A 25,084-nucleotide genomic window follows, 5' to 3' on the forward strand; every position below is an offset into this window, starting at 1 on the left:
TGATGTGAAAATTGGTGTGTGAGGTTTTATGCAAGGCTAGTGCACCAGGTGATGCTAAAAGATTCGAACCCTTTGTTTTTGTGCCAATAACTACCTGTAGTGTTGCTATTTTCTCCAGCGGCGCGCGCGGACCGTGTCGGTTGTGCACGACGGTTACATTGATCCCGCTCCGGAATACGCCGGCGCGCTCATGATTTTTCGGCGTATCGCCTCATCCGCGGGGCGGCCGAGCGCCAGCTCCAGCGCCCAAAAAACAGCGCCGGTCGCGGGCGGGGCGTCCAGCACAATAAACCGGCAGCGAGGGAGAGTCCATTGCTCCACATACTGTTTGTATGTGTCCAACAGCAGCGGGCTTTCCGCCTTCACCCAAACGGAACCGGCCAGCACGATGTCGACCTCGTCGCCGAAATCCAAATTGCGAATGCAGCCCGCCGTCGAGAGCGCCAGCTGCTTGGCTGAATGGTCGATAATGTCAAGCGCCGCGGGATCTCCATTCTCTGCGGCCGCGAACATAATCCGCATAAGCTCCGTATTCGGAACGGCTCGCTTCTGAATCAGGTCCGCCGCCGTCTCTATGAACAGCTCTTTGGAACTAACCCCGAGCAGCTCCATGACGGGATCGGCCATTTCCGTCGACCGTCCCATTCGGTAGAACGAGTCATATACGGTCCGCAATATTTTTCTGCCGATATAATAGCCTCCGGCTTCATCGCCGGTCAGCTCGCTGCCGATGCCGCCGATTTGCAGCCGCTTGCCGCTGGGCGAAATGCCGCCGGTGCACATGCCGGAGCCGTTGATGGAGCAAACCCCGTACCCGTTCGAGGTTCCCGCTTTTACGCCGAGGAACGAATCGTTATCCACGGCGTACCGGCCGAAGCCGATCCGTTCGATGACCTCGCACAGCCGCTCCTTCTGCGACGGAAGGTCCGCCCCCGCCAGCCCGAATGCGGCCGCAGCCACATCGCTCAGCGTCAGCCGGTTGCGCTCCAATAGCTGGCCGATCGTTTCACTCATCATTCGATAAGTGCTTGCGTATGCGTCGGGAAACCGTTCGTGGCTGCACGTGCCGGCGTGAATATGATCGATATAATTGCCGTCCGCATCAAACAGCAAATAGTCCGTCTTGCTGTTTCCGCCGTCGACACCGATAACTACGTTCCGGTTCGCCATTCGTTACACCGTCGATTCCTTATAAAATTGCGGAAGATAGTCTTTGTGCGCTTCTTTCAGCTCTTGGAAGCAGGCGAGCGCGGTTTGGCAGTCGCCGACGAGCGGATTCATCATCAGCGCCCGCATCGCCGCCTCCTCGCTTCCGGTCACGGCCGCCGCGACGGTTTCGCGCTCATACGCCTTGACCATGCGCATGTAATCGATGATGTGGCGGTTCTGAAAGCCTTCCATCCGAATCGGCTCTGCCCCGTCCTTGCCGATGACTGCGCCGATCTCTACCGCATCGTTGTCTTCCATGAAATCCAGCGCGCCGTTATTCAACAGATTGACGACATGCACTTCCCGTTTGTCGTTGTAGATGGCGTCCACCAGACTGATGGCAACCTCCGAATAGTTGGCGCCGCCGCGCGAATTGAGCAGTTCGGGCTTTGAATGCAGCTGCGAATCCGAATAAATTTGCAGCAAGTCCTCTTCGATTTCCATACATCTCTCGCCGCGCGACAGCTCGCTTTCTTTCAAAAGCTTCAGCTTCTTTTCTTTAAAATAGTAATATTCCAAATAAGAGGACGGAATCGCGCCTACGGTTTGAACGAGCTCTTTGCCGAAGCCGCTGGAAGGGATGTTTTTCATCGCTTCGCTGTTCAAGCCCATGTCGAGCGCATCCTTTAAGTAATCCTTCCCGTCTTGCTCGATCGCCGTAATCCAACTCAGGTGGTTCAAACCGACATAAGAGAAGCGGGGATGATCGAGCTCCAGCTTTTCGCGGATGCTCTTGAACATATTGAAGGGCACATTGCACAAACCGAGCATCTTAATGTTCGTATGGTTCAGAATCGCTTCGGTGACGATTCCCGCCGGATTCGTAAAGTTAATGAGCCATGCCTGCGGACAAAGCGCCTGCATGCGCTCCGCGATGTGGAGCATAACGGGGATGGTGCGCATCGCTTTAAAAAAGCCGCCGATCCCGCAAGTTTCCTGACCGATCAGACCGAATTTCAGCGGAATTTTTTCGTCAAGCACCCGGGCGGGAAGCCTTCCGACGCGAATTTGCACCAGTACGAAATCGGCGTCCGACAGAGCGGTGTCCAAGCTTTGCGTCTTCACAACGCGGCAAGGCATTCGGGCCGCTTCGATCATGCGCTCGCAGAGGCTGCCGACAATGTCCAGCTTTCTGTCGTCAATATCCATCAGCGCCAGCTCGGCGACGGGCAGTACGTCCTTTCGCCTGATGATCCCTTCGATCAGCTCGGGGGTGTAGGTGCTTCCGGAACCGATAATGGCGATTTTCAATGGTTTGCTCACTACAATTCACCTCATGTTTGGTTTGACGTCCGACTTCTCTAGCAATTAAATTATAGCATGGAGCTGAAAAACTATGAATAATATAACACAATAAAATTTCTTTATGAAAATAAAATTCGGAGTAAAATTTCAGGATTTCTTTGAGAAAATTCGCCTCGCAACGGTTCCGTCACTTGTAATTTCAATAGATTGTGATTATGATACTGGTAGTCTCAGGACAACTTTTACGAGAAGCAGGGGAAAAATATGGCGATCCAAAACAATGTGCTGCTCAAAATTCGGGATATGAAGACCAGCTTGACGCCGGTCGAGAGAATGGTAGCCGAATATGTGCTCGAAAACACGGAAGAGGTTCCCCATCTCTCGATTAAAAGTTTGGCGCAATTGAGCAAAACGAGCGATGCTTCGGTTCTCCGGTTTTGCAAAACGATGGGTTATACGAGCTACCGGAGCTTTATCGTCAGTTTATCGGCTTCGCTCGGATCGATGGAGGACGAGCCGAAGGACGAGTATACGGATATTCAGCCTGGAGACGAATTGTCCACGATCATCACCAATATATGCAGAAACAACAGCAAGTCGATCGACGACACGCTCAGCGTCATTAACCGGAGCGAAATCGCACGCGCCGTCGACGTTCTCCGAAAAACCGGCCACATCGTATTTTTCGGGATCGGGGCGTCCGGTCTTGTTTGCAAAGACGCGGAACAAAAATTTATGAGGATTAACAAAAGGTGCCACGCATACACGGACGGCCATACACAGCTAACGGTGGCTACGCTGCTCGGCAAAGGAGACGTCGCGATCTTTATTTCGAACTCCGGCGATACCGTCGAAATTTTGGACGCGCTGGAAATCGTGAAGAAGAACGGGGCGACCGTCATCGCCATTACAAAAAACAGCAAAAGCCATTTGGCCGAACAATCGGATATATTGCTGAATATATCGACGCCGGAAATTACGATTCGCAGCGGCGCCATGGGCTCCCGCATCGCCATGCTGACCGTCATCGATATTTTATTCGCCGGGGTGGCCAGCGCGGAATATCAGCATGTAAAGAAGTATTTGTCCAAAACTCATAATATATTATCCAATAAGCATAGAAAATAATAACCGGCCATGGTTGCCAAAGAGGCGAAGCTTCGCCTCTTTTTTAATTCCGAGCAAGGACAGACATGGTAACCAACGTACGAAAAACGCATCTTCAAAAAATAACGGACACCACAGACGCTATATCGCCTATTTTCCCACCTTCATTCCTCTAACGGACACCACAGCCGCTATACACCGATTTTTGGCGCCTATCCGTGCTTTTTCAAAGAAATAACTGCTGTGGTGTCCGTTAAAACCGCAAACTCCATCCAAAACGCCAAATAACTGCATCCCTGTCCGTTACGTTCGAGCGAGATTCGATACCTGAGATTGCCGCCCCTGACTCCTACGAGTAACCTCCGCCAACCGGAGCGGACCGCTCTGCATGGAAGCCCGGAGGGATATCCCAAATCCTGCAATGCCCGTAATCACTTAGTGTTCGAATTCAAGGACGCCGTCAGGCGGTTTTTTTATTTTGTCTACCACTCTTTGAAAGTAAATATCAAAATATAAATTTATAATAAAATTTTATTTCAAAAAGTATTGACGGTGTAAGCGATTCATTTTAAGATGAATGTAGATAAAGAGAGTGGACGAAACGTTCATAACAACTTAGGGCAGGAGAATGGGGAATGAATGAATATTTGGCTCGATTAACTACGGAGGGGATTAATCGAAACACGCAGAGGATCGACGAATGTTCAACCGAGCAAATGCTCGAGCTCCTGAACGAGGAGGATGCAAAGGTTCCCGCCGCAGTCGCTGCGGAAATTCCGCAGATCGCCAAAGCGGTGGACGCTTTGTATCAAGTATTGAGAGACGGCGGCAGAATGTTTTATATAGGGGCGGGCACCTCGGGAAGACTGGGCGTACTCGACGCATCGGAATGTCCGCCGACCTTCGGCATTGACCCTGCCATCGTTCAGGGGCATATCGCGGGGGGAGATTCTGCGCTGAAAATCGCCGTCGAAGGTTTTGAAGACAGTAAAGAGGAGGGGATCGCTCTAATCGAAAGATGCGGTGTGACAAACAAAGATGCTGTCATCGGAATTTCCGCAAGCGGCAGCGCCGCATTTGTCATTGCGGGTTTGCAGCGGGCTTCGGAGATCGGCGCAGTGACGATCGGCGTGACGAACAACAAAAATTCCAAGCTGGAGAACGTCGCCGATATTTGCATCGCTCCCGTTGTCGGACCGGAAGCCATATTGGGTTCCACCCGTTTGAAGGCGGGCACCGCGCAAAAGCTGGTTCTCAACATGCTTTCGACCAGCGTTATGGTTAAGTTAGGCAAAACCTACGACAATTTGATGGTGGATTTGAAGGCAAGCAATAAGAAGCTGTATGACCGATCGATCCGTATGATCCAGAATGTCACAGAAGTGGATGAAGAAACTGCGTCACATTTTCTCGAAAGGGCTTCCATGAGCTGCAAGCTTGCAATTATGATGATTAAAAGCGGCTTGGACGCGCCCGAGGCGGCGGCTGCGCTCGAGGAGTGCGGCGGCAGCTTGAAGGCGGCCATTCGGAAACGTTCGGAAACCGTACAATTTTAAGGGGGAACGCTCACTCATGATTTCTAAAAAAATGAGAATTATAGCATCTGTTTTAGTATTAACCATGATCTTGGCAATGTTAGCCGCTTGCTCCGGAGGCGGAAGCAACAACTCCGGCGAAGGAACGAATACAACGAATGAAGAACCGGCGGGTTCGACAGACAACGGGAACATCTCCGACGAGCCTGCGCCGCCGGCTGAAGATACGATTACAGCACTCCTGCCTCCGGTATCGCCGAATTACCAAGCGAATTTCGAACAGATGGAAGCCGATTTCAAAGCGTTGTATCCGAATTTGACGCTGAAGATCGAGCCTGCAAGCTGGGAGGATATGTCTTCGAAGCTTGACACGCAAGTGAATGCCGGAAGCCCTCCGGATATCGCGTTCATCGGCTCCGGCGGCATCTCCAAGTACATCGACATGGGCATGCTCATGGATATTACGGATGCTGCAACTCCGGACATGATCAACGACTTTGACAAAATTCCGCTCGATTACATGAGAATGGGCGACGGCCTTTACGGCTTCCCGGCCTACATGGAAGTCCACGCGATCGGCGGCAACAAGGCAATGCTTGAAGAAGCGGGCATCGACTGGAAATCCGTGCAACAAAACGGCTGGACCTACGAGCAGTTCCGCGAAGCGATCAAGAAGGGCGTGAAGGTGGAAGGCGACAAAACGCGTTACGGCTTCGTCTTCGCTACCGCCGGCGTCGCTTCCCGAGATTACCTCTCCATTCTTGTGAAAAATGCGGGCATGCCTGCGCCGTTTACGACAGATTTGAAGTTTGCGTACACAAGCAAAAATTATTTGGAAGTTTTGAAAGCGGTTCGACAAATGATCGACGACGGCTCCATGCCGAAGGAATTGAGCTCCGTGGACGCGGGCAAGCGCTGGAACATGTTCTTGACCGGCCAGACGATGATTACGGGCAAAGGTCTCGCCGTATTTGAAAACTCGGCAAAGAAAAATAACGCGAAAATCGACGCCAACGACGGCAGCGCCGTTGCGGACAGCATCAAAGTCGACTACATCGTATTGCCGGTTCCGACCTTCGCAGGCCAGCCGCCGGTATCCTCCACGGTTGTTGACGGCTACGTGACGTTCCGCGGCAAGAAGGAGCCGACGGCAGAGCATAAAGCTAACGTGGTGAAAGCGGCATACTTCTTGGCAAGCGGCAAAGTGGCTGCTACGACGAACAACGATTTGTTTGCGGCACATATCACGAACAGCGGAAGAGAAGCCGCCAAGAGCATGACGATCGACCGCATGCCTGAAAACATTGCAGCAGTAGACGTAATGCTTTCTCATGCAGCGCCGCCTCGTCCGGACATCCCTGCGGACCTCGGAGCGAAAGCGATCAAGCTGGAAGACGAAGTGATCATTCCGAAGATGCAAGCGCTGCTTGCCGGCGAAATTACTCCGGAGCAAATGTATGACGCTGTTAAGACAGCGGCGATTAAAGAGTTCGGAGAAGACGGAGTTGTAAAAGACTAAGGGTTAAGATCATGTTTCGGATAGCCGCAAGCTTTCGTCCCGCGGCTATCCGAAATCTTTATGAAAGCGAAGAAAAAGGGGTCTGACAATATGGCTCAGTTAGCGGGCAAAATGAAAAACAGGAAAATGAAGGGTGACGGAGCCTGGGGATATGCGTTCATCGCCGTTGCGCTAGCGACTTATGCGGTATTTATGGCATACCCGGTTGTCAGCGCCTTTATCATAAGTTTTCAGGAATATAGGCCGCTCGGTTCGACGTATGTCGGCTTTGAGAATTACATGGAGACGTTCACCGACGAGCTGTTTTGGAAATCGGTCCGCAACACGGTCGTTTATACGTTCTTTACGGTGCCTGTCAATATATTGCTTTCCTTTGCGATTGCGGTTTTGATTTTGCCGCTGAAGAAATGGCTGCAAACGACGTTTAAAGCGGTGTATTATTTGCCGGTCGTCGCTTCGGGGGTAACGCTGTCGGTCGTATGGCTTTGGATTTTCGATCCGCTTCCCGCGGGCATTTTGAACCAGTTTATTAAGCTGTTCGGCATAAGCAACCAGAACTGGTTAGGCACCACGGCAACATCCATGTTTTCTCTCATTCTCATGTCCTGGCTGTCCAGCCACGGAACGAGCATCATTATTTATTTGGCCGCATTGATGGCGATCGATAACAGCTATTACGAGGCCGCGGAGATTGACGGCGCTACTTTTCTGCAGAAGCTTAGATTCGTAGCGATTCCTTTTTTGAAACCGACCACATTATTTTTGTTTGTAACCGGGATTATCGGCTCTTTTCAGGTGTTCCAGAACGCATTCCTAATGACCGGTGGCGGTCCGGACAACGCGACTACGATGGTAGGCTTGCTTATTTTTAACAATGCGTTCAAGTATTTCGAATTCGGCGAAGCTGCGGCGCAGTCCTTGATCTTGGCGGCAATTGTAGCTTTCATCGCGCTGATCCAATTCAAATTCCTCGGCAAAGACGTTGAATATTAAGGAAGGGGGAGATTAGCTGTGGCACTTTACAAAACAAATACGGGAAAAGCTAAATCCATTGCCTTCCGGAACGCGTCGATTATGTTGATTTTGCTCGTCTTTGCGCTTGCTACCATATTTCCGATCTATTTCATGATCATTTCTTCCTTCGGAGATCCCGTCGAGGCGGGCGGTATGAGCTATTCGCTCTGGCCGGGAAAGTTCAGTCTCGACTCGTATAAATTTTTCTTCGATTACAGCAAATATTCCGTGCGCTGGCTGTTGAACTCGTTGATCGTCGCAGTAACCGTTACGATCAGCAACGTCGTCTTCGCCAGCATGGCCGGTTATGCGTTTTCCAAAATTCAATTTAAGGGACGCAATGTCTTGTTTGCCATCCTGCTTGTAGGCATGATGATTCCGTATCAGGTGACGCAAGTACCGTTGTACATTCTTGTCGTCAATATTTTTGAAATGGAAAATACGTACACTGCTCTAATTCTTCCAAGTATCGTTACCGTATACAATATTTTCCTGGCTAAGCAGTTTATGTCCGGCATTCCGAAAGAAATTATAGAGAGCGCTAAAGTAGAAGGCTGCAGCCAATGGACGATCTACACGAGAATTATATTGCCGCTCTCCAAAACGGTTCTCGCGGTCATGGCGATCCTTACGTTTATGGACAGCTGGAACACGTTCTTCTGGCCGCTGCTCGTCACCAACTCAATGGAAATGCAGACGATTCAGGTCGGTTTGAAAAACTTCCGCTTCGCCAATACGACGTATTTCGCTCCGATGATGGCCGGCGCGACGGTTGCGGCGCTGCCGATGTTCATACTGTTTTTCAGTTTGCAAAGGTACTTCCTTGAAGGCGTAACCGTAGGTGCGGTGAAGGGATAATAAACGAGGTGAGCCGCGGTATGATCGTGAATTGGGACGAACGATATAAAGAGGATGTAATTGCTCTTTGGAATCAAGAGGCCGTGAAGGACGGATACAAGGAAATGTCGGAGGCGGCTTTTGACGAAATTTTTGCTGCGAGTCCTTACTTTGATCCGAAAAATACGTTTGTGCTGCTGGAGTCGGAGCGGGTTCGGGGCTTTGCTTGCGGCTGTACGGGCGATGACCTGCCGCTTGGGGACGTTTCCGGTTACATCACGTGCATCGTGATTTCTGAAGAGCTTCAGGCCTACGAGCATTACGGCCGGCTGCTGGAGGCGCTCGAAAACCGGTTTCGGGAGAAGGGGAAGAAGCAGTCCGAAGTGTTGTTTTTTAACCCGATGCGGCTGCCTTGGTACATTCCGAACACGCCGAAGCACGAGCATAACAACGCGCCGGGCGTGCCGGTCGAAAGCAAGCTTTATGCGTTCCTGCTTCAGGCGGGCTATGCCGATCGGGCGAAGCAATGCGCCATGTACTTGGATTTGCGGGAGTTCGCCTTTCCGGATGAAATTAGAGCTAAAGAGGAAAAGGCGGCCGCTTCCGGGTATTACGTCGGGCTGTTTGATTCGGCCAAGCATGGCGGCGTGGAGGAAATGCTTGCAGGTCTGAACAACCCGCTGTGGGAGAAGGAAATCTCTCAATGTACGAGAGACGGCGTGCCTGTCGTCGTTGCGGCTTCGGGTGCGAAGACGGTCGGCTTTGCCGGTCCCGTCGTTCGGCAAAACAACGGACGGGGTTATTTTGCGGGCATCGGGGTACATCCGGAGCACGAGGGACACGGGCTCGGCACCGTTCTTTTCTTCAAGCTGTGCGAAGCGTTCCGCAGCATCGGAACGGATTACATGTCTCTTTATACGGGAATTACGAACCCGGCTATACGAATCTATGAAAAGGCGGGCTTCCGCACGGTGAAACAGTTCTCGGTCATGAGAAGGGAGCTTTGAGTTCCATGACAGTGATTAACGGGATCGACCGAATCGGGGAGTATGCGCATTTATTTGAAGGGAAACGTCTCGGACTCATCACGGCGCCTACCGGTCTGAACCGGCATATGGAATCTACGATTCAACTGCTGCACGAGCGGTTTGGATTGACGGCGCTCTTCTCGCCGGAGCATGGGGTAAGGGGCGATCAAGAGGCCGGCGCGCTGGTCGAAACGTATCTCGATCCGATCACAAACGTTCCGGTATACAGCTTATACCGCAAAGATTCCAAGCGGCTCACACCGCAAATGCTGGATGACGTAGATATGATCGTGTACGACATTCAGGACGTCGGCGCCCGCTATTATACGTTTATTTATACGATGCTTTACGCGCTGGAGGACTGCGCGAAGGCCGGGAAGCCTTTTGTCGTGTTGGATCGGGTGAATCCGCTTGATGGCTTGACGGTGGAAGGCAATGTGTTGAAGCCGGGCTTCGAGTCGTTCGTCGGCGGTTATCCGCTTTGCGTCCGATACGGCCTGACGGCGGGCGAGGTGGCTATGATGGCCAACGAGCAGCGGAATTGGAACGCGGAATTGCATGTCGTGCCTTGCGAAGGCTGGGAACGGGGCATGCTGTTTCCCGACGCCGGCCGATTCTGGATTCATCCTTCGATCAATATTCCGCGGTTTGAAACGGCGCTGCTTTATCCGGGGACTTGCTTGTTCGAGGGCACGAACGCTTCCGAAGGAAGAGGTACCACCTTCCCGTTCGAGATGATCGGCGCGCCCTATATCAAAGATCCGGAGCGCCTCGCCGAAGAGATGAACCGCAAGAAGCTTCCTGGGGTTTTGTTTCGCCCGGTTTATTTTAAGCCGACGGCGTCCAAGCATCAGGGCAGCATCTGCGGCGGCGTTCAGCTTTATGTAACGGATGCCCGCGCCGTCCGCACGGTAGAAACGGGCGTAACGCTGCTTTTTACGATTAAGGAAAATTACGAAGCTTTCTCGTTCTTGCCTCCGGTCAAGGAGGGCTCGCGGCCGTTCATCGATTTGCTGTGCGGCGACAGCGTATACCGCGAGGAGCCGGTCGACACGGCGGCTTTGCTTGCGCAATTCAGGGAGGAAAGCCGGACGTTCGCGGCGATGAAGAAGCGTTATCATCTGTATTAAAACTGCGGACGAAATGTTCGTAAAGGAAGTGATCAGGCGCGGTGGAATTTGTTGCCGGGTTGGACGGAGGGGGCACGAAGACGGCCGTTTCGATCGCCGACGAGAGCGGACGGGTCGTACATACGTTTACCTCCGGGGCGATTAATTATAACGGAAACGATGGAGATGGCATCAGGCAAAGCTTTCGTCATATATTCGAAACGATCTCGCAAGTTGCCGGGGGACTTCCGCTTTGCAAGCATGTGTGCATCGCGGCGGCCGGCATCAGCAATCCTGAAGTGCCCGCGCGGCTTGCCTCCGATGCAAGAGCGTCGGGATACGAGGGCGGCTTGACGATCGTCGGCGATCACGAAGCCGCTCTGTACGGAGCGACCGAAAAGCCGTACGGGATGATCGTAATCGCAGGCACCGGATCCATCTGCTACGGCAAGAATGCCGGCGGAAGCTCCCATCGTACCGGCGGCTTCGGCCACCTGTTGGACGATGAGGGAAGCGGTTACAGCATCGGCAGGGACATGTTGTCCGCCGTGCTGCGCGCAAGCGACGGGCGTTTGCCGGAAACGGCGCTGACCGGGATGGTGTTTGAGCGGCTTGGCATTTCCTCTGTGCGGGAGATCGTCGGATTCGTATACGACAAGCAGACGAACAAGAAGGATGTCGCCGCGATTGCTCCGTTGCTTTACGACGCTTGCGCGCTGGGCGACGCGGCGGCGCTGGCTGTCGCTGCTCGAAGCGCCTCCTCTTTGTTCGAGTTGGTGGAGCCCGTGGCGGAGAAGCTGTCTCTGCAGGAGGGCGAGCTCGCGATGGCGGGCAGCGTGCTGCTTCGCAATTCGTTTGTGCGGGACATGTTTACAAGTTTGGTTGAAAAGCGTTATCCGGGAATGGATTGTTTCCCGGCTAAACAGGATGCCTCCGTCGGCGCCGTTCAAATGGCGCTGGAGCATATCAAGTAACACTACAAATTTAGGAGTGAACCGATTATGGCAAACGACAAGAAGCATATCTTGGCCATCGGCGCGCATGCCGCCGATCAAGAGCTCACTGCGGGAGCGACGATTGCGAAGTATACGCAGGAGGGGCATAAGGCGACATTCCTGCATTTGACGCCGGGGGAGAAAGGCCATCCGCGCCTGACGCCGGAAGAGTACAAGAAGCAGAAGGTGGAAGAGGCTTATAAAGCGGCTGAAATTTTAGGCGCGGACGTTCGCTTTCTAGACTATAAAGACGCGGAAATTCCGGTTAACGATGAAATTATTTATCAGGTTGCGGACGTCATTCGCGAAGTGAAGCCGGACATCATTATTACGCACTGGAAAAACAGCATTCACAAGGACCATGCCAATACGCACAAAATCGTGGAAGAGGCGCGCTTCTACGCAGGGTTGAAGATGATCGAGAGAGCGCTGCCGCACCATTGGGCTCCGAAAATGTATTTCTCCGAAAACTGGGAGGATATGCACGAGTTTGTCCCCGAGGTGTTCATCGATATTCCGGAAGATGCGTACGAAACTTGGATTAAAGCGATGAGCGTATATGCGCTTGCCCGCGGCGAAACGTACGGGTTTCCGTATATCGAGTATTACAAGGCGTTAACGATCGTGCGCGGCGCCCCGGTATATATGAAACGCGCGCAAGGCTTCATGGTGCCGACAGGCGCCTTGAATAAGCGAGCTCAATGGTTTGACGAAGTATGATTTGAGGGGTGGTTCGGCCGGAGTTGTGCTCGATTTCGGTCGAAGCACCCTATTTATTTATAGGGAATGAGGAGCGTGGCGCGGCATGGATTGGAAGCTGGCAGTGGAACGCATGAGTCTCAAAGAAAAAATCGGGCAGCTCGTGCTGTGCGGCTTTCCCGGGACGAACGTGCCGGAGGAGCTTGCGGGATTGATTCGGGAATACCGGATCAGCGGGGTCATCTTGTTTGCTCGAAATGTGGATACGGTCGAGCAGGTCGCGGTTTTAACCGGTGAGCTGCAGCGGGTTGCGGCTGAGGCCGGTGTGCTGCCGCTCTGGATATCGATCGATCAGGAAGGGGGTATGGTCGCCCGCTTGACGGAAGGCGTGGCGCTCATGCCGGGCAATATGGCGCTTGGTGCGGCCGGTTCGGCGGAGCTGGCGCGGCAGGCTGCGGCGGTTTGCGGAGAGGAGCTGCGTGCGCTCGGCATTAACATGAACTACGCGCCGGTGCTCGATGTGAACAATAACGCGGCGAATCCGGTCATCGGCGTGCGTTCGTACGGGGAATCTCCTTTGTTGGTTGCGGAGCTGGGGGCGGCGTCGATCGTCGGCTATCAGTCGTCCGGCGTGGCGGCTACCGCGAAGCATTTCCCGGGACACGGGGACACGAGCGTCGATTCGCACTTGGATTTGCCGGTCGTTCCGCACGGACGCGAGCGTATGGATCGGGTGGAGCTCGTGCCGTTTCGCCGGGCGATCGCCGTGGGCGTCGATCTCATTATGACGGCTCATATTCATTTTCCGGCGCTGGAGCCGGACCGGGTGCCGGCAACGCTGTCGAAGCGGGTGCTGACGGAATTGCTGCGGGAGGAGCTTATCTTCGACGGGGTCATCACGACCGACTGCATGGAGATGAATGCGATCTCGGAGCATTACGGTACGGTCGAAGCGTCGATTATGGCGCTGGAGGCGGGAGCGGATCTTGTGCTGATCAGCCACCGGATCGATCGGCAGCGGGCGGCGCTTGAAGCGATCGAAGCGGCGGTTGTCGGCGGACGAATCCCGATGGAGCGCATCGACGAGTCGGTACGTCGGGTCGTCCGATTGAAAGCGAAGCGGGGGCTGCTCGGCGGCGGTGCGGGTGCGGTTTCGCCGGAGGCGCTTGCTTCCGTGGGCTCGGCGGGGCATATGGAGGTTGCGCGCGCAGCCAGCGAGGCAAGCATTACGCTTGTCCGTAACGAGGGCGGGGTTGTGCCGCTGAAGCGCGTGCGCACGCTTGCCGTGACGGTCGCCGCAACGGCGCAGACGATTGCCGACGACGAGCTGTCGGCAAAGAGCGGGCTTGGTGCGGCGCTTGCTTCATACGGCTTGGATTGCGCGGATGTCGTATTGTCGGCAGAGGAGGTCGGGCAACGGTCGGCTGAGATTGTGGAGGCGGGTGCTGCCGGCGACGTCGCTCAAATCGTGGTCGGCGTTTATAACGCGTCGTTTCATCCGGCGCAAATTCAGCTTGTGCGGGAGCTGCAAGCGCTCGGCAAGCCGCTGGCCGTCGTCGCTTTGCGCAGCCCTTACGATTTGCTTGCGCTGGGAGACGTCCCCGCCTATGTCGCGGCGTATGAGAATCGCCCGTTGTCGGTTCAAAGCTCGGCGAAGGCGCTGCTTGGGCTCATTCCGTTTCGCGGAAAGCTGCCGGTTTCATTAGGGGAGCGTTATCCGGCCGGTTGGGGGTTGAGTCTGGGATGATCGGTTCGTATGTTGAGAAGGAGTCAAAGCTGGTTGTAGGCTTAATGTCCGGAACGTCGCTCGACGGCGTGGACGCCGCGGTCGTCCGGTTGACGGGGGCGGGCTTGAATACGAAGGCGGAGCTTGTATCGTATACGAGCAGACCTTACTCGGAGCCGGTTCGCGAGCGGATCAAAGACATATGCACGATCGAGCGCTCGGATGTGGCCCAAGTGTGCGGCATCAATTTTTATGTAGCCGAGCTGTTCGCCGATGTCGTGCGGGAAGCGGCGGATGCCGCAGGGCTTAGGATGGACGACATCGATTTGGTCTCTTCGCACGGGCAGACGATATGGCATATTCCGGTTTCGTCCGAGGATGATGCGTTTATGTCGCGGTCGACGCTGCAGGTCGGCGATATTTCCGTTCTGGCTAAGCTTACGGGCAAGCCGGTGGTCGGCGATTTCCGTCCGGCCGACATGGCGGTCGGCGGGCAAGGGGCGCCGCTTGCGCCGTATGGGGATTTTATTTTGTTCCGAAGCGCCGAGAAGGGCAGGCTGCTGCAAAATGTGGGCGGGATCGGCAATTGTGCGGCGATTCCGGCGGGTGCCCGCCCGGAGGATGTGTTTGCTTTTGACACAGGCCCCGGCAATATGATTATTGATCAAGCGGTGTACGTATTGTCCGGCGGGGGCCGCGCTTATGACGAGGGAGGCGCTTGGGCGGCGGAAGGAGAGGCCGACTTGGCGCTCGTTGAGCGGATGATGGAGCATCCTTACTTTCGGATGCCTCCGCCTAAATCGACGGGACGGGAGCTGTTCGGCAAAGCGTACGCGGAAGAGTTCATCGGCACGGCGAGAGGGCGCGGCTTGCGCGATGCCGATATCGTCGCTACGGCGACGGCGTTCACCGCGCATTCGATCGCGCAGGGGTACAAAGCTTTTGTGTTTCCGCGCAGCAAGATTCACGAGGTGATCGTCACGGGCGGCGGCGCGCATAACCGCACGCTGCTCGCGATGCTCGGGCAGCTGCTGCCGGGGCAGCGCGTCATGAATTCGCAAGCGCTTGGCTTCAACGACGACGCCAAAGAGGCCGTCATCTTCGCCATACTCGGGAACGACTTTATGCACGGGGCGGTCAACAATCTCCCCCCCGCCACCGGAGCAAGCCGCCCGACCGTTATGGGCAAGCTGGCGCTGCCGATGTAAGGTAAAACCGCGAACGACTACTGCCTGCCGGCACGACGTTCGCGGTTTTTTCGTGCGCCGCATGCTCGACTGCTTCGAACGGAACTTATTTCCGCAGTAGCCTCACATACCGCCCAACTAGCAACCTCCAACGGAACGTAGTTCCGATCACTCCATCATAGCTTGTTTCATGCTCTCTCTCATCCGCTCCAGCATGGCGTCACCCTCGGTCTGCCACTCCTGCAGCGCTTGTCTTGCAGCTTTTTTGCCCTCCAGCACCTCTTGAAACTTGTTTCTGCCGATCTTCTCGACGCTGAACAGATCCGGATATTTGCGGTAAAGGTTCGACTCGTCACGGGTGTAGGCGGGCTTCAGCTGCATGAATGCGGAAATATTGTAATCGGCGCCTCCGCGAGGCTTATTATATTCCGCCAACGTGCTGAAAACATTTTGACTGCCGGATTTCAGCTTGGCCCACCGGCCGCCGTGAATGAACTTGATAAACTCCCAAGCGTCGTCCGGATTTTGCGCCTTCGCGCCGATTCCCATTAATCCGATCAAATCGACACGGCTCCCGACTTCCGGCGCTTCCGGATGAACAGGCTGAGTAACGACATTCCACGAGACGGGGACGAGTGCCGTATTCGTTTCCGCCGCTTTCCGAACACTCTCAAGCTCGTTGACATAATAGGAAGACGCAAGCACCATAGCTACATTTCCGGAAAGAAAATAATCGTCCGCGATCGGATCCCACATCCGATTCATTCCGTTCTCGTCCGGTTGCGGAGACCCCGGTATGACGTTCGTTCGCCGCAAATCCGCAAAGGTGCTCCAAACGCTCTCCCATTCTTCCGTATTAACCGTCATGCGATCGCCCGCTTCGTCGTAACGGTAAAGCTGCAGCGGCTGTGTGAACGGCTCCATGTCCCAGTACGGATCCGAATCTTTATAGGTTGAAAAAGAAAAACCGTAGGTACGGGCGCTGCCTGCTGCAGACACTTCCGCGGCCACCTGCGATACTTGACGGGCAAGCGCAAACAGTTCGTCCCAAGTCATATGATCCTTCGGATAAGCAACCCCGAGCCGGTCAAACAGCTCCCGATTGTAAAATAGCGCAGACGAACTGAATTGCGGCGCCAGCGCGTACAGCCTGCCATCCTGCGACGCTTGCTTGAGGCTGGATTGAACGGCCGGCACGAATCGGGACAGGTCGACACGATCCTTGGCAATGTAGGAATCCAGCGGCAACAGCAGGTTTTCCTCCACTAAGGAAGGCAGTATAGCATACTCCATCATGACGACGTCCGGCGGATTGTCGCTTTGAATCAGCTTCGTCATCACGGCGGCCGGGTCGTTGCGATCCCCGCCGCCTTGCGAGCCGCCATCCATTGCGTACGGGTTATATTCCACTGCGGGGACGATCTCGACGGTGACGCCGGGATTTGCAAATTCGAACAAATCCGTATACTGCTGTCTGAACCATTCGTCGTCGCTGCCGTATTGATAGACGGCGATCCGCAGCACGCGTTCGGCGGATTCGCCGCTCGTGGCGGCTTGGGAGCATCCTGCCGCCGCCAAACCAATCATGATAAAAACGGACAAAATCGCAGCGGTCATCCTTTTTTGCATATATACCATCGCCGCCGCCCCCTACACCTTCAAAAATCCGTAATCGAGCAATATTTTTGTCGCCTTGAACCGCTCCGCTTTGTTCGGCGCGCCCATGACGACGGCAATAAGCCGGTGCCCGTCCCGTTCCGCGGTGCCGGTAAAGCAATATCCGGCCGCTTCGGTATACCCGGTTTTCAGCCCGTCGGTACCATCGTATGCAAACACTTTGCCCGGCAGCATTAAATTGGTCGATTCCGCGAAGTTCATCTTCCCCGGCAGCCGAACGTCCCCCAGCTTGCTGATTTCCAATATTTCAGGATAATTCGAGATCAAATAGGCCGCCAGCTTCGCCGTATCTTTAGCCGGCATTTCGCTCACGTACGGATAAGGGGCGTTCTGCTGCAAATCTTCCGGCGAAAGCCCGGTGGCGTTGGCGAAGCGCGTTCCATCCGATAATTCAATTTCCTTGGCTTTTCCGTTCATCCGGTCGACAAACTTCTTCTCGCTGCCGCCTGCGTGCTCGGCCAATGCGACCGCCGCGTCATTCGCGGACAGCACGACAACGGCGGTCAGCAACGAGCGCACGGTGTAGCTTTGTCCTTCCTCGATCCCCATGCCGGCGCCGGGCACCGAGGCCGCATAGGAGCTGACCGGCACCTTCTCCTCGTAGGAAAGATCGCCGGAGCGGAGCATGTCCAGCACGAGCAGCTCCGTCATCATTTTGGACATGCTTGCCGGGGGAAGCGGCTGATTTTCATTTTTGCCGGCTAACATCGCACCCGAGTCCGCATCCATCAAAACATAAGCCTCGGAAGCGATGTTGTTCATCAGCTATTTCTGTACCCATTGTTGAAATAAAACGACAATGCTCTCTCCTTGAAAAGCCGCCAAAACAGCGACAATGAAGAGTGCGGCTCCCCATTTTCTCACAGGCTGTTTCATCCTTTCATCCGATCGGTAAGCTGTGTCTGCTCTCTTTCTCTCTTTGGCCTAACGACATGGTACCGGATCGGATTAAAGAAACCTGTCAGAAAATCATAAAAAAACCTTAAGTTTCGATTTTGAATTTATTAATTTCCGCGAAGATCGTTTCGGAGAGTGCGCTGAGATCCTGCGCCTCTACGGCGATTCTCCCGACGGACTGATTTTGGTGCGCTGCGGAAGCCGCGGTTTCTTGGACTCCGGCCGCCGTTTGCTGGGCGATGGAAGCGACGATGTGCACCGATGCCGCAAGCTGCTCCTGGCTTTCCTTCGTCACGGCGACCTGCTCGTGAATGTGCCGTACCTTCTCGCCGAAAGCGGAAATGACGTCGAATATGGCCGAGAACGTTTCGCTCGTCTCCCCAAGCTTTCCATTCTGTTTCAGTAAGCTTTCCATTACCGCCGTCATCAGCTTCCCGACATCGGCAATTTGCCGCCGCAGGTCGGACAATATGTCGTCGATCCGTTTGGAGGATTGACCGGTTTGCGACGAGAGCTTGCGAATTTGATCGGCAATGACGGCGAAGCCCCGTCCGTGCTCGCCGGCCCGAGCGGACTCGATGGATGCGTTCAATGCCAAAATGTTCGTCTGCTCGGAAATATCGGCGATTGTGCCCGTAATGCCGGTAATTTCCGAAGATCGGCTCTCCAGCATATGCAATGCGTGCCGCATCGCCTCGAGGGAGCCGGCCGTCGTTTGCGATGCCGCAACCAGCTGGGCGACGAGGCTGCCTCCGTCCTCGGCGTAACGGTTCGCATCCGCACCTGTTAAAGCCAGCACGTTAGCCGAAGCTTCGATGCTCGCCATGCTCTCTTGCAATTGCCGGATGACGGAGGCGCTGTGCTCGGCTTGCGCCGCTTGTTTGGATGCGCCGGAGGCCGCTTCCTCCATAGCAAGCAAAATAAGATCGTTGGCTTCCGCCGTATTGCGGGTGAAATCCAGCAGCTGAAGGCTGTGCGATCGAAGCGATTCGGCGACGCTCTTCGTTTGAAGCAGCGATTGCTTCATTTGAAGGATGCCGGCATCGAAAGCGGCGCTCAGCCGTCCGAGCTCGTCGTTCGACCGCGAGCCGACTTCGTGCCGAAGATCCCCTTCGCTCATCCACTGCACCGCGCGGCTAATATTGCGTATTCCTCTCGTGAACGAGAGCAGGATTGCCGCTGCCAAAGCGGCGCCGGCCAGCACCGAAGCCCCCGCCGACAGCAGAACGACCCAGCGGGTGGAAGTAAGCAAAGCCGATGTGTCTTCCTTGGCGGCTTCCGCTTCCAGCGTATAGTCTTCGTAAAACCAATCGACAAGGTCAAAGATCGTTTGCTTATGTAATTGAGAAGCCGCGTAAGCCGACTCTAGAGCGCTCTGTTTCTCGTCCCCGGCAAGCTCCGTATTTTCGGCGATTGTCTGCACCTTCTCGAAGTTTGCCGTAAATTCCTTCGAAATCGCGGTTAACCGGGCTCCCCATTGCCGCTGGTCGCTATTCGAGGCCGTGGCGGAAACGTCCCGAACCAGGTTCTCAAGCTCGGCGCTTTCGCTGTTATATCGTTCGATGAACTCCGCATTTTTCGACACCATATACCCCGCCGCATAAGAGTCCAGCTCCTGAACCATCGACTTCAGTTCCATGGCAAGCCGCTGCCGCTCTGCCTGTTTTCTTTCGTAGGCGTCCTTCGCTTCCAGCTGCTCCATGCGGAAATTATTAAAAACGGCGACGGAGGAGAATATAAGAAGGATTACAAAGAAACCTAAGGCTAATTTCACAGATAAACCCATTCGGCTTGCGAAAAACGGTATAAGGCGAGACCGGCTGAAGCGAAACGATTTCGGTTGACGGTTCATCTTTCTTACACTCCCTACTTTATAGGTTGCTTTCAAAAAGAGTGTAAGCAATCAGTGTTAACGGAAACGCCGCGAATTGTTAACGGAATGTAAACGAGTATAACAAGACTCAAAAATAGTCCCGAATGTCATGCATAATCCGCAATTTTTACACAGAGTTTACAAAACGTTAGTACTGCGTTAACAATCGGGGTTTATATTGGACAACGTAAGGAAAAAAACAAAAACATTAGGGAGTGGTCTTAAGTGACAAAGGCATGGCTGCGGAAAGGTTCGTTGTCAATTGCAGCGATCATCATGGCGTTCTCGCTTGCGGCTTGCGGCGCGAACAACGGCAATCAAGAAGCAACAAACGGTGCAGGCGGAACGAACGGCGAAACTCCTGCCGAAGAGCCGGCAGCAAATGTAACCGGCGAAATTAAACTTGAAGGATCTTCCACTGTATATCCGATTTCTCAGGCGATCGCCGAGGAGTTTATGAATTTGCATGACGGCGTCAACGTAACGGTCGGCTTGTCCGGTTCTTCCAACGGTTTTAAAGCGATCATCAACGGCGAAGCCGATATTGCCGACGCATCCCGCAAAATTAAGGACAAAGAAATCGCATCCTTGCAAGAAAAAAACCAAGAAGCGGTTGAAATGCCTGTCGCTTACGACGGAATCACGGTAGTCGTCAACCCGCAGAACGACTGGGCGAACGATATTACGGTCGAAGAATTGCACAAGATTTGGGCGAAAGACAGCAAAGTGACGAAATGGAGCGAGGTTCGCGAAGGCTGGCCGGATGAGAAGATCACATTGTTCGGTCCTGGAGCGGCATCCGGTACGTTCGAATATTTCACGGAAGCAGTTAACGGCGAGGCAAAAGTATCTCGTGAAGATTTCACGGCATCCGAAGACGACAACGTGCTTGTGCAAGGCGTTGCGGGCGACAAATACGCACTCGGATATTTCGGATTCGCCTATTATGAAGAGAACCAAGATAAGCTGAAAGCTGTTGCGATCAAAGAGACGGCTGACGCTCCGGCCGTAATGCCGTCCGTCGAAACGATCGGCGACGCCAGCTACAAGCCGTTGTCCCGCGAAATTTATATTTACCCGCTGAAGAGCGCAATGGAGCGCCCGGAAGTGCAAGAGTTCATCAAGTTTTACATGAGCGCCGAAGGCCAGCAATTCGTTGAAGAAGTAGGATACGTCGCATTGCCGCAAGAAAAATATGATGCGAACTTGAGCCTGTTGCCGCAATAATTAAAGCGGGCAATCATGGAATAGGCGAAAGAAATCATATATAATGTACAAGGCTGAACAACCGTGGCAAATTATGGCAGGACCATATGCCACGGTTATCGGCCTTATATCAGCTTTATTGAATGGGAGCTAAGATATGGAAAAACATTCGGAGAAAAACTCGCTAACCGTGCGAAAGCGTCTATTCTCATCGGACACGATTATGCCGAAGCTGCTGCTGCTGTTTGCGGCCGTGTCCATATTGACGACGGTCGGGATCGTGTTTGTGCTGCTGGAGGAATCGCTGCAGTTTTTTAGGAAAGTGCCGTTTATCGACTTTATTACGGGCACCAAGTGGAGTCCGTTGTTTGCGGATCCGCAATACGGCGTTCTGCCGCTTTTGGTCGGCACCTTCTTAATTACGGCGATCGCCTGCGTCGTCGCGCTGCCTCTGGGACTCGGAAGCGCGATATATTTGAGCGAATACGCCCCGCACAAGGTCCGCGCCGTGCTGAAGCCGGTGCTTGAAATTTTGGCGGGAATCCCGACGATCGTTTACGGTTTTTTCGCTTTGACGTTCGTAACCCCGATCATCCGCGAAATATTGCCGCAAACCCAAGTGTTTAATGCGCTTAGTGCGGGCATCGTCGTCGGCATTATGATCATTCCGATGATTTCCTCTCTTAGCGAAGACGCAATGAGCGCCGTGCCGAATACGCTCCGGAACGCGGCTTACGCGCTCGGGTCGACAAAGCTCGAGGTAGCCGTCAAAGTGATCGTTCCGGCCGCCTTTTCGGGAATCGTCGCATCGTTTGTACTCGGCTTCTCGCGTGCCGTCGGCGAAACGATGATCGTTTCTTTAGCCGCAGGAGCGATGCCGAGCATGTCGTTCAATCCGCTTCAGAGCGTAGAAACGTTGACCGCTTATATCGTTGCGGTGTCCAGCGGCGATACGACGTTCGGCAGCGTTGAATATTTAACGATCTATTCCGTAGGCTTAACGCTATTCGTCATTACATTAGTCATGAATATTTTGGCTTCATATATTTCCAAGAAGTTCAGGGAGGAATATTGATGGCACGGACGATCGAAGAAAAGCGCATCAATCGGCGCAAACGTCTGAACAATACGTTCCACGCCCTGTTCCTCGCCTCAACGTTAATCGGCGTCATCGCTTTGGCCTTGCTGATTTATCAAGTGCTTAAACAGGGCTTGGGCTGGCTCGATTGGGATTTTATTATGAACAATTCTTCCCGCAGACCGGAAAGAGCGGGAATATATACGGCTCTCATAGGAACGTTGTGGCTTATGGCGATTACCGCCCCGCTCACCTTCATCATCGGCGTGAGCACCGCCATTTATCTCGAAGAGTACGCCAAAAATTCCAAGTTTGCGCGAATTATCCAAACGAATATTTCGAATTTGGCGGGCGTGCCCTCCATCGTATACGGGATTCTTGGCTTGACCATATTCGTAAGATTGTTTGCATTTAAGCAGAGCATCCTCTCGGGAGCGCTCACGATGACGCTGCTCGTTCTTCCGATTATTATCGTGTCCGCACAAGAAGCGATCCGGGCGGTGCCGGGCAGCCTGCGCAACGCTTCGTTCGCGCTTGGCGCCAACCGTTGGCAAACGATTCTCCGGGTCGTATTGCCGTCCGCTATGCCGGGCGTTATGACAGGCTCCATCCTGTCGCTGTCCCGGGCGATCGGGGAGACGGCTCCGCTTATTGTTGTAGGCGCTGCGGCGTTTATTATTCGTCCGCCGGAAACTTTGTTTTCGCAGTTTACGGTTCTTCCGATTCAAATTTACACCTGGGCGAGCCAGCCGAAAGCGGAGTTTCAAGGAATATCGGCAGCGGCCATCATCGTCCTGCTGCTCATTCTGCTCGGCATGAATGCAATCGCCATTATTTTGCGTAATAAATATCAGAAGAAATTATAAGGTTCGATCGGGAGGAACGAAACGTGACCACACGCACCATCGTAAGCATCGAAGATTTGCAGCTGTACTATACGGATTTTCATGCGCTCAAGAGCGTCAATATGCAAATTAAAGCGAATGCCGTTACCGCGTTCATCGGGCCGTCCGGCTGCGGCAAGTCGACGCTGCTCCGCACGCTGAACCGAATGAACGACATGATTCAAGGCGTTAAGATTCAGGGGAAAATAAAGGTGGACGGAACGGACATCTACGACCCGGCGGTAAACGTCGAGCTGCTTCGCAAAAAGATCGGCATGGTGTTTCAGCAGCCGAACCCGTTTCCGAAGTCGATCTACGACAACATTGCCTACGGGCCGAGAATCCACGGCATAACCAAGAAATCCGAGCTCGACGAGATCGTGGAGAAGAGCTTGCGCGGCGCCGCGCTATGGGACGAAGTAAAGAGCGACCTCAAGAAAAGCGCCTACGGCCTTTCCGGCGGCCAGCAGCAGCGTCTTTGCATCGCCCGGGCGCTTGCGGTCAACCCGGAAATTTTGCTCATGGATGAGCCGACCTCCGCGCTGGACCCGATTTCCACTTTGAAAATAGAGGAATTGATTCAAGAGCTGAAGAATGATTATACGATCGTCATCGTAACTCACAACATGCAGCAGGCTGCAAGGGTTTCGGGCGATACGGCGTTCTTTCTCAACGGCGAGGTCGTGGAATTCAATGAAACCGTCAAGCTGTTTTCCAACCCCCGAGATCAGCGCACGGAAGATTACATCTCAGGCCGATTCGGCTAATCAGAACGAAAAGAAGAGGTGTTTGTATGGCTTTACAACGTCAGCAATTTGACAGCGCACTGCAAGAGCTTCGCCAAGCTCTCATCGACATGGGGAAGAAAGTGGAGGAGGCCATACTCGAATCGGTCGAGGCGCTGCGCACCAACGATCTTGACCGGGCGAACCGCGTCGTCGAACACGACCCGGAGCTGAACCGCATGGAAGAAAATATCGTCGAGATGGGCACGAAGCTGATCGCGCTGCAGCAGCCGGTCGCCAAAGATTTGCGCAGAATTCTCGTTTCGTTCAAGATGGCCGGCGACTTGGAGCGCATGGGCGATCTGGCGGTCGATATCGCCAAGACGGTGCGCCGCATTAACGGCGAGCCGCTCATTAAACCGCTTGTAGATATTCCGAAGATGGCGGAAATCGTCCAGCTCATGACGAACGATTGTCTGCGCGCCTATATCGACGAAAACGTCGATCTCGCCTACCAAATGGCGAAGATGGACGACGAGGTCGACCATCTTCACAGCCAAATTTTGCGCGAGCTGTTCACGGTGATGGGTCATGATCCGAGCACCGTCAATCAGGCGCTTCATCTTTGCTTCGTCAGCAGATTTCTCGAACGGATGGCCGACCATGCGACGAATATCGGAGAGAGCGTCGTCTACCTCGTGATGGGACAGCGCCCGGATTTGAACCAATAACGAACGGCTTTAACGCAATACGTTCGGCAGCTCCGCGATCGATCCGATTTGAATGACCGGCTTACCGCTTACAATACGGCGGGAGGCCGGTTTTTTTGCGCCAGGCTTCATCCAGACGGCGTGCCAGCCCGCTTTGACGGCCCCGCTTACATCGCGCCTCCAGGAGTCGCCGACCATCGCGCAGCGGCTCGGCGGCGTCTTCAAGGCGCGGGCGACGGCGGCGAAGCGGGATGCATGGGGCTTGCGCCGCCCGCCTGCGGCGGGAGTGAATATGCGGGATTCGGGGAAAAACCGCTTAAGCCCCGAAGCCGCGGTTATACGGAGCGCGGTATCCCGGTTCGTATCGCTGATGATGGCAAGACGGTACGATTTGGCCAGCGCCGAAAGCGCCTTCGCCGTCTCATCCGATATTCGCGCATAGGAGGGCTGGCTCCGCAAAATTTGGCGGATCAGCGATTCGGCCGCCGTTTCGCTTTGCGGCAGGGGGAAATCTTTGATCGCTTCTTTAATCCAAACGCTTCTTTGGGAAGATAGCGCCGCGGGAGACGCCCTTTTTTTCTTGGCCCATTGTATTCTTTGCCGATGATACCGCTTCAGCGCTTCGGCAACAAGCTCCGCTTTCTCGTCCTCGCTCCATCGTCCGAGCCAGTCGCCGACCGCGGCTTTAAAGCTCTCGTCGAACGCCTCCCTCCACCCTACCAGCGTTTCATTCAGGTCGAACGCTATTACGGAAATACCGGACGTTTTTTCGTGATTTCGTTTCATCATTGCGTTGTTCATCCCCTCTCTTGTAACAAATTATG

22 protein-coding genes are annotated in these 25,084 nt (G+C 54.1%); 16 read left to right on the plus strand and 6 right to left on the minus strand.

What is annotated here, in order from left to right; genetic code table 11:
* Positions 1–153: 153 nt before the first annotated feature.
* Positions 154–1,170, minus strand: coding sequence for an N-acetylglucosamine kinase (locus PT964_RS22945; RefSeq protein WP_274365696.1), 1,017 nt, complete (start codon positions 1,168–1,170; stop codon positions 154–156).
* A 3-nt stretch (positions 1,171–1,173) separates the two neighbouring features.
* Positions 1,174–2,472, minus strand: coding sequence for a 6-phospho-beta-glucosidase (locus PT964_RS22950; protein WP_274365697.1), 1,299 nt, complete (start codon positions 2,470–2,472; stop codon positions 1,174–1,176).
* A 246-nt stretch (positions 2,473–2,718) separates the two neighbouring features.
* Here PT964_RS22950 and PT964_RS22955 point away from each other — a divergent pair, with 246 nt between their 5' ends.
* The 11 genes from PT964_RS22955 (at position 2,719) to PT964_RS23005 (ending at position 15,231) form a co-directional block, all read left to right on the plus strand.
* Positions 2,719–3,582 (plus strand): MurR/RpiR family transcriptional regulator, encoded by an 864-nt coding sequence (locus tag PT964_RS22955; RefSeq protein WP_274365698.1) that lies wholly within the window; start codon positions 2,719–2,721, stop codon positions 3,580–3,582.
* A gap of 614 nt (positions 3,583–4,196) precedes the next feature.
* Positions 4,197–5,117 (plus strand): N-acetylmuramic acid 6-phosphate etherase, encoded by a 921-nt coding sequence (gene murQ, locus PT964_RS22960; RefSeq protein WP_274365699.1) that lies wholly within the window; start codon positions 4,197–4,199, stop codon positions 5,115–5,117.
* A gap of 16 nt (positions 5,118–5,133) precedes the next feature.
* A complete protein-coding gene (locus PT964_RS22965; protein ID WP_425262789.1) occupies positions 5,134–6,615 on the plus strand; it encodes an ABC transporter substrate-binding protein in 1,482 nt (493 codons plus the stop codon).
* Positions 6,616–6,705: 90 nt separating this feature from the next.
* The gene (locus PT964_RS22970; protein WP_274365700.1) at positions 6,706–7,608 is read left to right on the plus strand and encodes a carbohydrate ABC transporter permease; all 903 of its coding nucleotides are present in this window, start codon (positions 6,706–6,708) and stop codon (positions 7,606–7,608) included.
* A gap of 18 nt (positions 7,609–7,626) precedes the next feature.
* Positions 7,627–8,487, plus strand: coding sequence for a carbohydrate ABC transporter permease (locus PT964_RS22975; RefSeq protein ID WP_274365701.1), 861 nt, complete (start codon positions 7,627–7,629; stop codon positions 8,485–8,487).
* A gap of 20 nt (positions 8,488–8,507) precedes the next feature.
* Positions 8,508–9,473 carry a GNAT family N-acetyltransferase gene (locus PT964_RS22980; RefSeq protein ID WP_274365702.1) on the plus strand — a complete coding sequence of 322 codons (966 nt, stop codon included), beginning with the start codon at positions 8,508–8,510 and terminating at the stop codon, positions 9,471–9,473.
* 5 nt (positions 9,474–9,478) lie between these two features.
* A complete protein-coding gene (locus tag PT964_RS22985; RefSeq protein WP_274365703.1) occupies positions 9,479–10,624 on the plus strand; it encodes an exo-beta-N-acetylmuramidase NamZ family protein in 1,146 nt (381 codons plus the stop codon).
* Positions 10,625–10,665: 41 nt separating this feature from the next.
* On the plus strand, positions 10,666–11,577 hold the full coding sequence (locus PT964_RS22990) for an N-acetylglucosamine kinase (RefSeq protein ID WP_274365704.1): 912 nt from the start codon (positions 10,666–10,668) through the stop codon (positions 11,575–11,577).
* A gap of 27 nt (positions 11,578–11,604) precedes the next feature.
* Complete coding sequence (locus PT964_RS22995) at positions 11,605–12,318, plus strand: PIG-L deacetylase family protein (protein ID WP_274365705.1); 714 nt, start codon at positions 11,605–11,607, stop codon at positions 12,316–12,318.
* An 85-nt stretch (positions 12,319–12,403) separates the two neighbouring features.
* The gene (gene nagZ / locus PT964_RS23000) at positions 12,404–14,044 is read left to right on the plus strand and encodes a beta-N-acetylhexosaminidase (protein WP_274365706.1); all 1,641 of its coding nucleotides are present in this window, start codon (positions 12,404–12,406) and stop codon (positions 14,042–14,044) included.
* On the plus strand, positions 14,041–15,231 hold the full coding sequence (locus PT964_RS23005; protein ID WP_274365707.1) for an anhydro-N-acetylmuramic acid kinase: 1,191 nt from the start codon (positions 14,041–14,043) through the stop codon (positions 15,229–15,231). Before nagZ ends, PT964_RS23005 begins: the two co-directional genes overlap by 4 nt.
* A 147-nt stretch (positions 15,232–15,378) precedes the next feature.
* On the opposite strand, the gene PT964_RS23010 is transcribed toward PT964_RS23005, so the two are convergent.
* The 3 genes from PT964_RS23010 to PT964_RS23020 form a co-directional block, all read right to left on the minus strand.
* On the minus strand, positions 15,379–16,848 hold the full coding sequence (locus PT964_RS23010; RefSeq protein WP_274365708.1) for an ABC transporter substrate-binding protein: 1,470 nt from the start codon (positions 16,846–16,848) through the stop codon (positions 15,379–15,381).
* 12 nt (positions 16,849–16,860) lie between these two features.
* Positions 16,861–17,649 (minus strand): D-alanyl-D-alanine carboxypeptidase family protein, encoded by a 789-nt coding sequence (locus PT964_RS23015; protein ID WP_274365709.1) that lies wholly within the window; start codon positions 17,647–17,649, stop codon positions 16,861–16,863.
* Between the two features lie 220 nt (positions 17,650–17,869).
* Positions 17,870–19,636: a methyl-accepting chemotaxis protein gene (locus PT964_RS23020; RefSeq protein WP_274365710.1), complete on the minus strand. Its 1,767-nt coding sequence runs from the start codon at positions 19,634–19,636 to the stop codon at positions 17,870–17,872.
* Between the two features lie 246 nt (positions 19,637–19,882).
* Here PT964_RS23020 and PT964_RS23025 point away from each other — a divergent pair, with 246 nt between their 5' ends.
* From PT964_RS23025 to phoU, 5 genes are all read left to right on the plus strand, one after another.
* A complete protein-coding gene (locus PT964_RS23025; protein ID WP_274365711.1) occupies positions 19,883–20,884 on the plus strand; it encodes a PstS family phosphate ABC transporter substrate-binding protein in 1,002 nt (333 codons plus the stop codon).
* A 136-nt stretch (positions 20,885–21,020) separates the two neighbouring features.
* Positions 21,021–21,938, plus strand: coding sequence for a phosphate ABC transporter permease subunit PstC (gene pstC, locus PT964_RS23030; protein WP_274365712.1), 918 nt, complete (start codon positions 21,021–21,023; stop codon positions 21,936–21,938).
* Positions 21,938–22,807, plus strand: coding sequence for a phosphate ABC transporter permease PstA (gene pstA, locus PT964_RS23035; protein ID WP_274365713.1), 870 nt, complete (start codon positions 21,938–21,940; stop codon positions 22,805–22,807). Before pstC ends, pstA begins: the two co-directional genes overlap by 1 nt.
* A 23-nt stretch (positions 22,808–22,830) precedes the next feature.
* Entirely contained in the window at positions 22,831–23,592 is a 762-nt protein-coding gene (pstB, locus tag PT964_RS23040; protein ID WP_274365714.1) for a phosphate ABC transporter ATP-binding protein PstB, read from the plus strand.
* A gap of 26 nt (positions 23,593–23,618) precedes the next feature.
* Positions 23,619–24,281 carry a phosphate signaling complex protein PhoU gene (gene phoU / locus PT964_RS23045; protein WP_274365715.1) on the plus strand — a complete coding sequence of 221 codons (663 nt, stop codon included), beginning with the start codon at positions 23,619–23,621 and terminating at the stop codon, positions 24,279–24,281.
* A gap of 9 nt (positions 24,282–24,290) precedes the next feature.
* Here the strand turns inward: phoU and PT964_RS23050 are convergent, their stop codons facing one another.
* Complete coding sequence (locus tag PT964_RS23050) at positions 24,291–25,049, minus strand: HAD family hydrolase (protein ID WP_274365716.1); 759 nt, start codon at positions 25,047–25,049, stop codon at positions 24,291–24,293.
* Positions 25,050–25,084: the final 35 nt, after the last annotated feature.

Origin of the sequence: Paenibacillus thermotolerans (assembly GCF_028745515.1) — a bacterium.
GTDB classification, from domain to species: domain Bacteria; phylum Bacillota; class Bacilli; order Paenibacillales; family YIM-B00363; genus Paenibacillus_AE; species Paenibacillus_AE thermotolerans.

Excerpts from the sequence above, each read along its gene's own strand:
- nagZ (WP_274365706.1), top strand. The coding sequence starts at position 12,404 with ATGGATTGGAAGCTGGCAGTGGAACGCATGAGTCTCAAAGAAAAAATC.
- PT964_RS22965 (WP_425262789.1), top strand. The coding sequence starts at position 5,134 with ATGATTTCTAAAAAAATGAGAATTATAGCATCTGTTTTAGTATTAACC.
- PT964_RS23020 (WP_274365710.1), bottom strand. The coding sequence starts at position 19,636 with ATGAACCGTCAACCGAAATCGTTTCGCTTCAGCCGGTCTCGCCTTATA.
- PT964_RS23015 (WP_274365709.1), bottom strand. The coding sequence starts at position 17,649 with ATGAACAACATCGCTTCCGAGGCTTATGTTTTGATGGATGCGGACTCG.
- PT964_RS22955 (WP_274365698.1), top strand. The coding sequence starts at position 2,719 with ATGGCGATCCAAAACAATGTGCTGCTCAAAATTCGGGATATGAAGACC.
- PT964_RS22995 (WP_274365705.1), top strand. The coding sequence starts at position 11,605 with ATGGCAAACGACAAGAAGCATATCTTGGCCATCGGCGCGCATGCCGCC.
- phoU (WP_274365715.1), top strand. The coding sequence starts at position 23,619 with ATGGCTTTACAACGTCAGCAATTTGACAGCGCACTGCAAGAGCTTCGC.
- pstC (WP_274365712.1), top strand. The coding sequence starts at position 21,021 with ATGGAAAAACATTCGGAGAAAAACTCGCTAACCGTGCGAAAGCGTCTA.
- PT964_RS23050 (WP_274365716.1), bottom strand. The coding sequence starts at position 25,049 with ATGATGAAACGAAATCACGAAAAAACGTCCGGTATTTCCGTAATAGCG.
- murQ (WP_274365699.1), top strand. The coding sequence starts at position 4,197 with ATGAATGAATATTTGGCTCGATTAACTACGGAGGGGATTAATCGAAAC.
- PT964_RS23005 (WP_274365707.1), top strand. The coding sequence starts at position 14,041 with ATGATCGGTTCGTATGTTGAGAAGGAGTCAAAGCTGGTTGTAGGCTTA.
- PT964_RS22985 (WP_274365703.1), top strand. The coding sequence starts at position 9,479 with ATGACAGTGATTAACGGGATCGACCGAATCGGGGAGTATGCGCATTTA.
- PT964_RS22970 (WP_274365700.1), top strand. The coding sequence starts at position 6,706 with ATGGCTCAGTTAGCGGGCAAAATGAAAAACAGGAAAATGAAGGGTGAC.
- pstA (WP_274365713.1), top strand. The coding sequence starts at position 21,938 with ATGGCACGGACGATCGAAGAAAAGCGCATCAATCGGCGCAAACGTCTG.
- PT964_RS22980 (WP_274365702.1), top strand. The coding sequence starts at position 8,508 with ATGATCGTGAATTGGGACGAACGATATAAAGAGGATGTAATTGCTCTT.
- PT964_RS22945 (WP_274365696.1), bottom strand. The coding sequence starts at position 1,170 with ATGGCGAACCGGAACGTAGTTATCGGTGTCGACGGCGGAAACAGCAAG.
- PT964_RS23010 (WP_274365708.1), bottom strand. The coding sequence starts at position 16,848 with ATGGTATATATGCAAAAAAGGATGACCGCTGCGATTTTGTCCGTTTTT.